Annotated in this window: 9 protein-coding genes; 4 read left to right on the top strand and 5 right to left on the bottom strand. The window is 65.5% G+C overall.

Annotation, left to right across the window (positions count from 1 at the left end):
• The first annotated feature begins 408 nt into the window (after positions 1–408).
• Positions 409–1,902, top strand: coding sequence for a DUF2851 family protein (locus ACPDIT_RS10935; RefSeq protein WP_423443421.1), 1,494 nt, complete (start codon positions 409–411; stop codon positions 1,900–1,902).
• Here the strand turns inward: ACPDIT_RS10935 and infC are convergent.
• Positions 1,899–2,693, bottom strand: a complete 795-nt coding sequence (infC, locus tag ACPDIT_RS10930; RefSeq protein ID WP_423443420.1) for a translation initiation factor IF-3 — start codon at positions 2,691–2,693, stop codon at positions 1,899–1,901. The genes ACPDIT_RS10935 and infC overlap by 4 nt on opposite strands.
• Positions 2,694–3,419: 726 nt before the next feature.
• Here infC and ACPDIT_RS10925 point away from each other — a divergent pair.
• Complete coding sequence (locus tag ACPDIT_RS10925; protein ID WP_423443418.1) at positions 3,420–4,913, top strand: O-antigen ligase family protein; 1,494 nt, start codon at positions 3,420–3,422, stop codon at positions 4,911–4,913.
• A gap of 171 nt (positions 4,914–5,084) precedes the next feature.
• Complete coding sequence (locus ACPDIT_RS10920) at positions 5,085–5,702, top strand: CvpA family protein (RefSeq protein ID WP_423443416.1); 618 nt, start codon at positions 5,085–5,087, stop codon at positions 5,700–5,702.
• Between the two features lie 218 nt (positions 5,703–5,920).
• On the opposite strand, the gene ACPDIT_RS10915 is transcribed toward ACPDIT_RS10920, so the two are convergent.
• From ACPDIT_RS10915 to nusA, 4 genes are all read right to left on the bottom strand, one after another.
• Positions 5,921–6,904 carry a DHH family phosphoesterase gene (locus ACPDIT_RS10915; RefSeq protein ID WP_423443414.1) on the bottom strand — a complete coding sequence of 328 codons (984 nt, stop codon included), beginning with the start codon at positions 6,902–6,904 and terminating at the stop codon, positions 5,921–5,923.
• 3 nt (positions 6,905–6,907) lie between these two features.
• Complete coding sequence (gene rbfA / locus ACPDIT_RS10910; RefSeq protein WP_423443412.1) at positions 6,908–7,279, bottom strand: 30S ribosome-binding factor RbfA; 372 nt, start codon at positions 7,277–7,279, stop codon at positions 6,908–6,910.
• Positions 7,280–7,355: 76 nt separating this feature from the next.
• Positions 7,356–10,340 (bottom strand): translation initiation factor IF-2, encoded by a 2,985-nt coding sequence (gene infB, locus ACPDIT_RS10905; protein WP_423443410.1) that lies wholly within the window; start codon positions 10,338–10,340, stop codon positions 7,356–7,358.
• Positions 10,341–10,435: 95 nt separating this feature from the next.
• Complete coding sequence (gene nusA / locus ACPDIT_RS10900) at positions 10,436–11,722, bottom strand: transcription termination factor NusA (RefSeq protein ID WP_423443408.1); 1,287 nt, start codon at positions 11,720–11,722, stop codon at positions 10,436–10,438.
• An 844-nt stretch (positions 11,723–12,566) separates the two neighbouring features.
• On the opposite strand from nusA, the gene ACPDIT_RS10895 reads away from it, so the two are divergent.
• Complete coding sequence (locus ACPDIT_RS10895; protein WP_423443406.1) at positions 12,567–13,343, top strand: 3-keto-disaccharide hydrolase; 777 nt, start codon at positions 12,567–12,569, stop codon at positions 13,341–13,343.
• Positions 13,344–13,356: the final 13 nt, after the last annotated feature.

The following is a 13,356-nucleotide window of genomic DNA, read 5'->3' as shown; positions in this document are numbered from 1 at the left end:
TCCGGGCCCCCGGGCCGCTCCCTCGGCGCAAGACGCGTTCCAATTCTTCCAGTCGCCCATGGCTCCACCCGTTGCGGGTCCCACGCTTCGACATACGAGCGACCGACCCACCCAGCCCCGGCCGCGAATCCACGGTTCGCCCCGCAGGCGGCGCGGAACTGGACTTGGCGATTCAGGCCGGCAGTCCGGGCTGTGCTTCCCTTCGATCGAGGTTCGAGTCGAGCCGGACTCGGGTCGATGGGCAATGCCGGACCGCACCCGGGGCCGGTACTTTCCGTATCCGTCGCCACTTGACGGAAGTGTGCGCTGCTGGAGTACAAGCTCGGCACCGGTTCGAAGCCACCAAACCGTCCCCGGCCATCAAGCAGGGCTTGACACACCAGCACAGTGCGCCCCAGAAGCAAGGACGTGTCGATCCACCCGCCCACGTGGTATTTCCGCGCTCGCGAACAAGTGGGGCGCGCCTGGTGCCTGCACGACCAGGACGGCGCCCCTGCGGAGCGTCTCCTGCAGGCCATCTGGTTTCACCAACGATTGTTGCGCGACCGATTGCAAACCACCGACGGCCGAAAAGTGCAGGTTGTACACCCGGGATTCCCGAATCCCGAAGGCGGCCCCGATTTCCGCGATGCACTCGTTCGGCTCGGAGACGGACCCGTCTGCCGCGGCGATGTCGAAGTGGATGTTCGACCCCGCAGTTGGTGGGAGCACGGGCATGATCAAAACCCCCGGTATGCACGGGTCCTCCTGCACGTGGTTTGGGAAGCGGCCACGCTCGCACCGGACGCCCCCGCACGCGGGAATCGAGCGGAGAATCCGCCTCCGCCGATCTTGCCCCTGTGCGAGGTGTTGGACGCACCCTTGCCGGAACTGGCGTTGTGGCTGGACCGGGGGGAAAACGTCGCTTGGCCGGAGGCCCTGCGCGGCGCCTGTTGTGCGCCCCTCCGCCAATTGGATCCGGGCCAACTGGAAGAGCTGTTGGAGCAGGCGGCGGCCGCCCGTTTGGAGGGCAAGATTCTCTGGTTCCAGGCGCGCGCCCGGGCGGTGGGTTGGGAACAGGCCCTGTGGGAAGGCCTGTTTCGCGGCCTTGGCTACAAGCACAACACCTGGCCCATGCAATGGCTGGCCGAGCACCGCTGCCGTTGGGCCGAGGGAGCCCGCAGCGTGACCCTGTTGCAAGCGCGGTTGCTGGGATTGGGCGGTCTCCTGCCCGACGAGATCCGCCATCTGCCTGCCGATTCGGATCAACTCCTGCGCCGGCTCTGGGATCTGTGGTGGCGCGACCGCGCGACTCTCGAAGATTGCTGTCTGCCACGGAATGCCTGGCGCCTGCACGGGGTGCGCCCCGCCAATCATCCCCAACGCCGCCTCGCCCTGGTGGCGCACTGGCTGGCCCGGCCGGACTGGGTCCGATCGCTCGAAATCTGGTGCACGACGGAGCACGCGGAATCCGACCTGGCGCCAAGCCTCCTGCGATTGTTGCAGCCACCGTCCGACCCGTTTTGGTCCTGGCATTGGACGGTCCAATCCACACGACTGCCGCAGCCCCAGCCCCTGATCGGCGAAGCCCGCGTGACCGACCTGGCGGTCAACGTCATTCTCCCGTGGTTGGCGGCCCGGGCCCGCACGGTCGAGCCGCCCCTCCTCTGGGAACGGCTTCAAAGGTGGTACTTCGCCTGGCCGACGGGCGAGGACAACGCACTTTTGCGACTGGCTCGCCAACGACTGCTGGCCGGGCGCGTACCCAGAGGGCTGTTGCGCCGCGCAGCCACGCAGCAGGGCTTGCTGCAGATCGTGCGCGACTTTTGTGATCACGCCAACGCCGCTTGCGAAGGCTGTCCCTTCCCCGCCCGGGTGCGCCAATGGGCCGCAGCGGCCCAGGGGGCCGGGAAAGAAGACTAGGCGCGGCTCAGATCGAGGTCCGAGAACGGGTTGTTGGCAAACCCGCCGGCCGGGTTGGTCCCCTCGGCGGAAGCACCGGTGGAGGTCGTCGTGCCCGACGATCCCTGCGGAGACGAGGAGGCAGCTTCAGGTTTGGACCCGTTACCGGGCCCCGCCGAAGCCGCAGCGGGCGCCGGGCTTGGCTTGGCCGAGGCTGGCGGTGGCGGGGGCGCCTGCGCTTCACGCGGGTGCTTGGCCCGCTTGTGCCGCGGCAGCGGGCTGACCATGACCACGATGTTCCGCCCGTTCAGCTTCGGCTCGAAGTCCGGATGCCCCCACGGCGCAATCTTCTCCAGGAACTTTTGCACCACTTGGAAGCCCAGCTCCGTGTGGGCCATTTCCCGGCCCCGGAAACGCAACGCCACCTTCACCTTCATCTCGTCGCAGAGGAAGTCGATCGCATGCTGAGCCTTCACGCCGAGATCGTGCGGGTCGATCTTCGGGCTCAACTGCACCTCCTTGACTTTGTTGGCGTGCTGATGCTTCCGGGCCTCTTTTTCCTTTTTGGCCTGCTCGTAGCGGAACTTGCCGTAGTCGATCAGCCGACAGACCGGTGGATTGGCGTTGGGCGCCACCTCCACCAGATCCACCCCGTGCTGGCGGGCCAAAGTCAAAGCCTCGCCCAACGGCAGGATCCCGATTTGTTTACCATCCATCCCTATCACGCGCACTTCGCGGGCACGGATCTTGCCGTTGACCCGAACGAAGTTGCCGTGACCCGAATTGCTGCTGGAAGAAAAAGGGCGGCTCAAGACACCCTCTTCAGTTGAAGCTTCGTCATTTCGATGTTGTGTCGCTGTACCATGCACTGGCCGCCGGAGCGGCCCCAAACACTATCGCCTAACTAATCCGCCAAACGATGCAACGCAACAACTTTTTTCGCCCGCAGCCCGCCCCGGGCCCGGGAGGACGGCGCGCCCTGCGCGGACACGCCCACCCCGGCTGCATGGGAACGGCCCTCTCGGCTGGCGGCACGCTGTCTGGATGCTTCCGCCTCCGACCAGGCGACCGGGCGGGCACCCCTCGAGGACAGCGGTTCTTCAGGAGGTTCTCGGGAGCACACGCCCCTGCATTGATCCCTCCCGAAGAGCGGGCGTTTGCAGAGCCTTCCCGAAAAGCGGCCGTGGCCGCCGCGTCCAGCGGGATTGCAGGCCCCGAAGCCCGTCTGAAATTGTTCACACCTCTTTCCCCAGCGGGCACAAACGGAGCTCGAACCTTGCCAACCACAGGGAAGACCTGGCCCATCAAATTCGACTTGGGTGGCTGCCGGCACCGCCGGCGCCTCTGCCCTCCAGCCGATCCATGGGTTGCCTCGGGCGGGTGAATTCGCGCCCCTTCGGAGTGAACGCACGGCGCGCTGAAAACGTATCGGTTCGTCAGCCCGGTTTTCCCGCTTGTGGGAAGAACCGCCCCGGCGGTTCAATCCCCGGGCGATGGAGACCGTCACCTCCCAAGGGTCGGCAGGGCCCCGAGCGGGATTGAGAACTGCGTTGTGGTACCAGCGTTGCGACCGGGTATCGGGAGTCGTGCTGGGGGCCAGCCTGGTGTTTGCGCCCTGGGCCTTTGGTGGCACGCCGCCCTGGGCGATTTGGACCCTGAACGGAGCCGGCTACCTCCTGGGTTTGCTGTTGGGAGTCAAATTGATCATCCGAGGGATCACGGGCTTCCAACCCGTCCGATGGGACACCCGCAACTCGGATGACGCCCGGTCGGCACGGTGGGATCGCGCGTGGGTATGCTCGATGGCGGCTCTCACGGTGCTCATCCTGCTTTACTGCGGTGTGGCAGCCTGGAATGCACGGGCCGAGTACGATCCGGACCTGGGAGTTTTTCACTACCGCGACTACATCCGCTGGTTGCCTCACAGTTATGATGCGAGTCGGTCCTGGCAGATGTTTGCCACCGCAGTGGCCCTGGCCTGCTACTTCTGGGCCGCACGGGATTGGTTGCTGGGCAAAACGATGGCCGACCGCCGCGATCTGCACCGGGACGGGGCGGCAGACCGGCCGGGCCTGCTGTTGCCCCAGCGGTTCCGCATTCTCCTGGGACTGCTGAGTATCAACGGCGCCCTCCTGGCCACGGAAGCCGTCGCCCAGCGCCTCAGCGGCACGGACAAGTTGTTATGGCTGGTTCGCCCCCGCCTCAACGCCATCCCCGAAGCACAATTGGGGCCCTTCAATTATCGCTCCAATGGAGCTCAGTATCTGAACCTGGTGTGGCCGGTGACCCTGGGTCTGTGGTGGCGGTTGCATCGGATGCGCAGTTTGCGGAGTGCGGCCCCGGACCGCCGGCCCGCTCGATGGAAGCGTCGCGCCCATCATCTCCTGCTTCCGGCAGCGGGGTGGATGGCAGCCACGAGCGTCTTCTCGCTGAGCCGCGGTGGGGCCGTGGTGGCCCTGGGTAGCATGCTGGCTTTGATAGGCGTCTTTTGGACCGCGTGGCGCGAGCGCCGGGCGTGGGTTCGCCTCTCCTTTCTTGCCTTCCTGGCGCTCTTCGGGGCATTGGGCCTGTGGCTGGGCGGAGAACAGCTGGGCAAAAGGTTCGAGGAGTTCGACCTTGGGCTCGTGCAGCGGGAGACGATGTATCAAACGGCCCGCCAAATCGCCTCGGATTACCCCTGGTACGGCACGGGCCCGGGCACGTTGGGCCCGGTGTTTCAGCTTTATCGGAAGGGCACGGAGGAGTACTGGCCCGCCCAACTGCACAACGACTGGTTGGAAATCCGCGTGACCTGGGGCCGGATCGGAATGGCACTGCTGCTGCTGGCCTTCGGGCTGGCGGCTGGCCGTGTGTTTCTCCCCGGTGGTGTCCCGACCAGTTGGCGGCTGCCGTGGGTGTTTTGGATCGCCCTGGGAGGATGTTTGTTGCATGCCCGCTGGGACTTTCCCTTGCAGGTTTACTCGCTTCAGCACCTCACCATGGTGTATTGCGCCGCCCTGGCGTGCCTGTCTCACCGGCGGTGGGCAATTTGATCCGATCCGGCGCCCGGGTTTGTCCGATACGAGACCCGACCCGAAGCGGGTGGCAGACCGGGTCCCCGGAACGGAAGTCGAGGACGGGCGGAGGGGTGCCGATTCTCAGGTGCGAAGTTCTTTCGGTTGGCACGGTTCTGGCTGTGACAGGACTTCGTAAGGAGCAGGCCTATGTCGTTGCCGCAGTTGCCGTTCAACTGGTTCGACCTGGCCGTGGTCACTGTCCTGCTTTTGGGCATTTGGCGCGGCCAGAAGAACGGGATGTCAGGCGAACTCATCCCGCTGTTGAAGTGGCTGGTGATCGTGTTGGTGGCCGGCCACGGGTACGAGCCATTGGGGCGCTGGCTGATGGCCAACAGCCCGTTTGGGCTGCTGACCTGTTACATTTTGGCCTATCTTTTGGCCGCTTTGGGCGTCATGGCGGTGTTCTCGCTGGGGAAACGCCTGGTCGGGGGCAAGCTGGTGGGCAGCGACGTGTTTGGCCGGGCGGAATATTACCTGGGCATGGGCGCCGGGATGTTGCGGTTTGCCTGCGTACTGCTGGCGGCACTGGCGCTGCTGAATGCGCGCCTTTACACGGACGCGGAGATTCGAGCCATGCAGCGTTTTCAGAGGGAGATATACGGCAGCAATTTCTTCCCCACGCTGCAGACGCTGCAGCAGGAGGTGTTTGCAGCGTCCTTCGTGGGCCCGAAGGTCAAACAGTACTGCAGCTCGTTGCTCATTCGGCCCACGCCGCCGGGGGGCAAGGATCTTCGCAAGGCGCGGCGGGAACTGCCGGAGATTTGAACCCGACGGGCGCTGACCCGCGGTGCGGGGTGCGGATCGCGCATTTCCCGACCGTGTCGAGGCACGCCCAAGCCCCGGGCAAAGTCACATGCGTCCGATCGTTTCCCGATCCGGCAGCCACCGGAGCAGCGGGTCCGCTTTTCTCGAAGCCCCTGTCATCCGGCCACGGATCGCTCCACTTGAGACGGTTTTCCGGATCGGGGAGGGGGCGCCTCGGGTTAGTGATGGCTCAGCGCCCGTTTGAGGGCTGCCAACACGCGGCGTCGGACCGACAACGGCGTGCCCTGGATTCGCGCGCCGGCGGCGGCCGGGTGCCCACCTCCGCCAAACTGCGCGGCCACCTTGCCCACGTCCACTTGATCGGACTTCGATCGCAGACTGACCCGTACCATGCCGGGTTCGACCTCTTCGAACACACAAGCCACCACGACGGGCTCGATGGCCCGCAGATGATCGATGAGTCCCTCGGTGTCGGAAGGGTCGGCCCCCGTCCGGGCAAAGTCGGCGCGGCTGAGCCAGCAGTAGGCGATGCGGTCATTCGCGGTCAGACGAAACCGGCTGTAGATGCGTTTGAGCAGCCGCACCCGGGGCAGGGGGAAACTTTGATACACCTCGTCGCAGATGCGCGCCAGGTTCGCCCCTCGCGCGACCAGTTCACCGGCCACGTGATAGGTGGACGGGAGCGTCGTGGGGTATTGGAAAGAGCCGGTGTCGGTCGAGATCGCGGTGAAGAGGCAATCGGCGATGGCGGGCGTGATCGGCCACCGGGCGGCCTTCAGGAGCCGGTAAATGAGCTCGCCCGTGGAGGGTTGCCGGGGGACCACCCAGTTGAGATCTCCGTAGCGCGTGTTGCTGACGTGGTGATCCACATTGATCAGGCACTGGCGCTGTGCGATGGCGGCGGCCATGTTGGGCCCGAGGCGCTCGAAGCTGGCCGCATCCGTGGCCACGACACAGTCGAATTGGCAACCCGGCTGCGGCTTCTGCATCCGACCCTCCGGATCCAGGAAGCGGTACTTTTGGGGAACGGCATCCTCGTTCCAGCAATGGACGGTTTTCCCCTGGGCCTCCAGGGCCAGGGTCAGCGCCAGTTGGGAACCGATGCAATCACCGTCCGGCCGCACGTGTCCGACCACGCAGACCCGCTGGGCGCCCCGCAGGACCTCCAGAATCCGTGCCAGCGTCCGGGGTAGGGCCTTCACGAGTTACTCCGCACCTTCGGGACTGGGCGACTGCCCCCGTTCCAGCTCTTCGAGAATCTGCAGCACGCGATTGCCGCGGGCGATGGAATCGTCCACCACAAAACGCAGCACGGGGATGTATTTCAGGACCACCGAGCGCGCCACCAGATCCTGAATCCGCCAGCGCTGTTCCTGAAGCCGTTGCACACTCTTCCGCTGCTGCTCGGCACTGCCCAGGATGCTGACGAACACCACCGCCCGGCGCAAATCACCCGACACCTCCACATCGTTGACGCTGACCAGCCCGACCTCCTCCACCGGGAATTCCCGGCGGATCACCGAGCCGATCTCGCGCTTGAGCAGCTCCCGAACGCGTTCGATCCGATGCGAGCCCATGTTGCGTAGACTTGCTGCGCCGGTGGCGGCAGGGCAGGAGAACCGCCGGGCCACCGGACCCTGCGCGCCACCCGCCCTACAGGGTCTGCGCCACCTTCTCCACAGTATAGCACTCAATGAGATCGCCCACCTGGTAGTCTCCGAAACCGTCCAGGCGAACCCCGCACTCCAGACCGGCGCGCACCTCGGTCACCTCGTCCTGGAACCGCCGCAGCGACTGCACATTGCCCTCGAAAATGATCTCCTTGCGCCGCCGGACCCGCACCCGGCCCTTGGTGATGCGTCCCTGCGTGACCACGCAGCCCGCCACCGCCGGCCCTTTCGACAACTGGAAAATCTGCTTCACCTCGGCCGTGCCCAGGACCACCTCGCGCGTCACCGGCTCCAGCAACCCCGCCATGGCCTCTCGCACCTGGTCGATCAACTCGTAGATGATCGTGTAGAGCTTGATCTGGACCCCTTCACGCTTGGCAATCTCCTGCACGCCCGTGTCCACCCGCGTGTGGAATCCGATCACCACCGCCTTGGAAGCCGACGCCAGCAGGATGTCCGACTCGCTGATCGTGCCGACGGCACTGTGAATGATCTCCAGGCTCACCTTGTCGGATTCGATCTTCTTCAAGGCATCCACAATCGCCTCGACCGATCCCTGCGTGTCGGCCTTGACCACCAGTTTCAGCACTTTGGCCTGCTGCGCGTCCAGCGCCTGGAACAGGTTCTCCAGCGTGATCTTGGCCTTGCCTTCCGCACTGCGCGCCCGCAATTCCTCCTGCCGCTGCTCGGCCAGCTCCCGGGCTTTCTTCTCGTTCTCCACCACCATGAATTCCGCGCCCGGCTCGGGCACCCCGTTCAATCCCAACACCTTCACCGCCACCGACGGCCCGGCCTCTTTCAACCGCTGCCCCTCTTCGTTGATCAGGGCGCGCACTCGACCGTAGTAGGGGCCACACAACAGCGCATCCCCCACCCGCAACGTGCCCTTGCGCACCAAAGCGGTCGCGGTCGGGCCCCCGGGAGAGATGCCGGATTCGATGATGTTGCCCTTGGCCGGCCGGTTCGGATTGGCCTTCAGCTCCAAAAGATCCGCCTGGAGCAGGATCATCTCCAGCAGCTTGTCCACGCCCTTCTTGGTCAGGGCCGACACATCCACGAAGACGGTGTCGCCCCCCCAGTCATCCGGCACCAGTCCCAGTTCCTGCAGCTGCTGCCGCACCCGCAGCGGGTTGGCCGAGGGATGATCGATTTTGTTGACCGCGACAATGATGGGCACGTGAGCCGCCCGCGCGTGGTTCAAAGCCTCGATGGTCTGCGGCATCACACCGTCGTTGGCCGCCACCACCAAAACCACAATGTCGGTCACATTGGCACCGCGGGCCCGCATGGCGCTGAAGGCTGCATGGCCCGGCGTGTCCAAAAACGTAATCTGGGCCAGCTGCCCTTTCCGTTCCGGATGCGGAAAGGAGATCGTGTAGGCGCCGATGTGCTGGGTGATCCCCCCGGCCTCCTTGGCCGCCACGTTGGACTTCCGAATGGCGTCCAACAAGGTTGTCTTGCCGTGGTCCACATGCCCCATCACCGTCACCACGGGCGGGCGCGGCCGCAGGTCCTCCGGTCGATCCTCTGCGTCCAGGTCCGGCGCCTTGCGGGTGACCACCACGGGGGCGGGCCCGTGCCGTTCCCGCTTCTCCACTTCGAACCGGTAACCGTACTTGGCGCAGATGGCCCGGGCCAGGTCGGCGTCGATCGTCTGGTTGACGTTGGCAAACACGCCCAGCTCCATCAGATCGGCAATGATCTTGAAGGCCTTCTGATTGAGCTTCTCTGCCAACGCCCGCACCGAAATGGGCGGTTTCAAACTGACCACGGGTGCATTGGGGGACAGCTCGATCTTGGGGATCTTCGGCCCCGGGGGTGTCGTCGTGGGTTTCGGCGCAGCCTTGGTTTTGTCGTCCCGGGCCGCGGGAGCGGTGACCTTGATGGCCAGGGTCCCCAGCCCTTTCTCAGGGGTCTTGGCCTTGACCGGCTCGGCCTTGGTCGGGGTAACCGGCGCGGCCTTGGAGACTGCGGGCTTTGTCGGTGCCGGCGGCGGCTTGGGCGCGCTCTTCGTTTGAGGTCGCGGGGGCAGGGGGATAAACCCCACCTTTTCACCAATCCGCGGTTTGGGAGGCGTGGCGGCCGTGGCGGGTTGCGCCGGCGCGCCGGCCTGAACGGCAGTGGTGGATGACAAAGGAGCTGACGCTGGTGCCGCAGCGGGTTCGTCGGCAGAAGGCGTGGCGGCAACGGCCGGGGATGCCGTCGCTCCGCCGGAGGGGCCTGCCACGGCGGGCGCCGTCGCCGCTGGAGGGGCCTCCGGCGTGGTCCCACGGGGGGTTTCTGTTGCCGTGGGCGCCGGGGCTGTGGGGGCGCGAGGTTCCTGACGAGGAGCGGCCACGGGCACCTCTCCCGGCGCTGGGGCCGGCGCGGGCGGTGTCTCCGGGACGGCTGGCGTCGCGGCTCTGGTGTCCTTGGACGGAAGCTCCTGAACTGCGGCGGGGGCCAGGACTTCCGAGACCACGGCGGGCTCCACGGAGGCAGCTCCCGCCGACACCACGCTTTGCTTGTCGGCCGAGACCGGTTCCGCCACCGGTACCTGAGTCTGCGCCGCCGGAGCCGCAGGAGTCACGGCAGCGGGGGTGACAGTTTCGGGTGCCGGGGGGGCGGCCTCTGCCGGAGGAACCGATGGCGCGGCCGGAGCCGCGGCCTCCGGAGGGGGCGCCGGGACCGGTTCCTCCACGGTTTCCACCGCCACAGCCTCCTGCTTCTCCTCGACGGCCTCCGGGGCCGCGCCTGCGGCCGCTGCCGCCGCCGCTCGGGCGGCAGCCTCCGCTTCCTGCAATTGGCGCGCAGCGATTTTATCCGCGAAGATCTTCCTCAGTTCGGCCTCGAAGTACTCCGCCGTAATCTTGTCGAGCGTGCTGCTGGCCGCGCGGACGCCCTGAATGCCCAACTCCTTGGCCTTGGCCAGAACCTCTTTGTTCTCCAGGCCGAGTCGGCGCGAGATGTCGTAAATGCGAACGGGCATAAAAGCTTGCTGTCCTCAGGCCGATGCACCGTCTGGGCATCAGGCGGCGAAGGTATCAAAAGCGCCGGCCATGGCCAACACGAAAGCAGGGGCGGTCAGGACTGCTTGGGCAATGCGTCCTGACCGAGCGGAATGGTGCGACGCTGCGCCTCGGCCCGGGCCGCTTCGAGAATCGCGGCCGCTTGATCGGCAAGCTCCGGAATCTCCTGCAAATCGCTTTCTTCCGCCTGCAACAGGTCTTCCAACCGGGTCAGTCCATGATGCACCAGCACGTCGGCCTGCTCGCGCGTGATGCCGGGAATGGCCGCCAAGGCCTCCACCGCCTCGGCCACTTTTTCCTCGAATCCCTTGACCACGGTCACCTCGGCCTCGATGTCCACCTCCCACCCGGTCAGCTTCGCCGTCAAACGAGCATTTTGACCCCGCTTTCCGATGGCCAACGACAACTGATCCTCGGTGGTGATCACCTTGACCCGCTTCCGGGCCTCGTCCACTTCGATCGACTTGATCTTGGCCGGTGCCAGCGCATTGCTCACAAACACACGAATGTCGGGCGACCACCGAATGATGTCCACCCGTTCGTTGTTGAGCTCGCGCACGATGTTCTTCACCCGCTGACCGCGCAAGCCCACGCAGGCCCCCACCGGATCCACCTTCTCGTCCCGGCTGTGCACGGCCAGCTTGGTGCGAAAGCCGGGTTCGCGCGCGATGCCCTTGATCTCGACCGTGTGGTCACGGATCTCGGACACCTCATACTCGAAAAGTTTCATGACAAAGCGCTCGTCGGACCGCGACAGGATGATCTCCGGGCCCTGGGGCCCCAGCTCGACCCGTTTCACATAGGCGCGAATATGGTCGCCGATCTGGTATTCCTCGGTGGGGACCCGCTCCTTGTTGGGCAGCACGGCCTGACACTTGCCAAGGTCCAGGATCACATCCGACCGCTCGAATCGGCGGACGGTGCCGCTCACGATGTCGCCCACCCGATCCTTGAACTCGGCATACATGATCTCTTTTTCGATGCGCCGAATGTTCTGCAGGATGTGCTGCTTGGCGAGCTGAGCGGCAATCCGGCCAAAGTTGGCCGGCGTCACCTCCACCTCCAGCTCCTCGCCGATCTGGACATCGGGTTTGATGCGCTGCGCTTCCGCCAAAGAGATCTGATCGTGCTTGGAGACCACGCGCTGCACCACGATCAGGCGCGCAAAAGCGCGAATGTCGCCTGTCTTTGGGTGAATCTCCACCCGAAGCTGGCGGGCTGGCCCCACTGCCTTCTTGGCCGCAGACAAGATCGTCTCTTGCACGACCGAAAGCAGTCTCTCGCGCGGAATCTCCTTCTCGCGCTCGAAGTACTCCAGTACCGGCATCAAATCCATGTTCATAGCGCCCAATCCTCGCGGCCAGCCGCCTTGGGAGAATAAAAAAGTCGGCAGATGCGAATCTTCCGACTTCCACCCGCTGGTCTCCCAGCACGCTGTTAACCGCACTACGAATCTACGCCATGGGGGTCTACAACGTCAAGGGCAGGAGCCGATCCCGTTTTGCCACGGCAACTTTCGCCGCACCCTGTTCCCGGAGCAACCGAACAGCAGAGCGCGGGTCCGGGGGCCGTCAGCTCCCGTTCCCAACCCGGATGCGGCTGGGGGGACGATGTTTCGCCGGATCGCCCACTCCCCGGACCTGTCCACGCGCTCGCCCGGCCCGGCGCGCAAGCCACGCTGAACCCGACCGGGCCCGGAGCCAACCGCGCTGCCACTTCCGATGGACAAATCCTCCTGCAGCGACGCCGCGGAGGTCCAAACGGGCTCCACCGCGGGTTCAACAAACGCCGGTCGTGTCCCGGGGAAGTCAGCCGGTCGTCATTGAAAAACGGCCGTTCACCCTGGCCGGGCCTGTGGGGCGTGGTTGCGCCACGTGATTTGCGAGTGCACATGGCCGAAGGAGGGCCGTAAGCGGTTGGCGATCTTGATGATGTGAGTCAAGCCGGTCCCCGGGTCGCCCTCGCGGACCGTCCATCCTGTCGCAAAGACGGGCAGAATCGTTGCCTTCGTCCCGGATCGCGCGGCCATCATGGGGCTCGGGTTCAACGAGAGCCCGCCGGGGTTGAAACAGGTCCCTGAGTCGCGCCGCATGGGCCGGGAAACGCCCGGCAATGGGAAGAAAACGCACCGCCCCACGCCTGTGCGGCCGCTTGTCATTTTCCATCGCCTGTCCAATCTGATTGCCATGACCGCGATGCCAACCAACCAGACCCGCAAAAGCTCAAGCCCACAGGTCAGCCGTTCACCGACCCGCCTCCGGCGAATCGCAGGTTTGCTGGCAGCGGGAATCGGGCTGGCCGCAATCCTTTCAATCCCTCAGGCGGCCCTGGCCCAATCGGCACAAACCGCCACCGATCCGGAGATGTCCTGGCAAAGCCTTTTCGACGGTCACAGCCCCAGGGGTTGGCGCGCCTGGCAGGGGGCGGACTTCCCCAAACGGGGCTGGGTCATCACCAACCAATGCCTCGTGCGGTGGCCGGGGGGCCGGGCCGGGGACCTTGTGACCGTGGCCGAATTTGTCGATTTCGAGTTCGAATGGGAATGGAAGATCGTGCCCGGAGGCAACAACGGGGTGAAATACCTCGTACTGGAGTCCCGGCCCTCCGCCCCGGGTCACGAATACCAAATGGTGGACGACCGCACCGTGACGGATCCGCGGCATCGCACCGCCGCCTTTTACGACGTCCTGGCACCCGAGGCGGGCGTACTGTCGCGTCCGCCCGGCCAGTGGAATCTTTCGCGCATCATCGTCCGGGGCCACACCGTGGAGCACTGGCTCAATGGGCAGCTGGCGTTGCGCTACGAACTGGGGAGTCCGGCCCTGCGGGAGGCCATCCGTGCCAGCAAGTTCCGAAACAGCCCGGGCTTCGGAGAAAAATGCCGGGGCCGGATCATGCTCACCGACCACGGCACGGAGACCTGGTTTCGAAATCTGCGGATCCGCGTGCTGAACGATCATTGACGGCCGCCGCAGG

The organism is Limisphaera sp. VF-2 (assembly GCF_049537125.1).
In the GTDB taxonomy this organism is placed as follows: Bacteria; Verrucomicrobiota; Verrucomicrobiia; order Limisphaerales; family Limisphaeraceae; genus Limisphaera.
This window is presented reverse-complemented; position numbering and strand designations above follow the sequence as displayed.

Bases quoted from the DNA above. Each gene is read 5' to 3' on its own strand.
- ACPDIT_RS10895 (WP_423443406.1), top strand. From the start codon at position 12,567: ATGACCGCGATGCCAACCAACCAGACCCGCAAAAGCTCAAGCCCACAG.
- rbfA (WP_423443412.1), bottom strand. From the start codon at position 7,279: ATGGGCTCGCATCGGATCGAACGCGTTCGGGAGCTGCTCAAGCGCGAG.
- infB (WP_423443410.1), bottom strand. From the start codon at position 10,340: ATGCCCGTTCGCATTTACGACATCTCGCGCCGACTCGGCCTGGAGAAC.
- nusA (WP_423443408.1), bottom strand. From the start codon at position 11,722: ATGAACATGGATTTGATGCCGGTACTGGAGTACTTCGAGCGCGAGAAG.
- ACPDIT_RS10920 (WP_423443416.1), top strand. From the start codon at position 5,085: ATGTCGTTGCCGCAGTTGCCGTTCAACTGGTTCGACCTGGCCGTGGTC.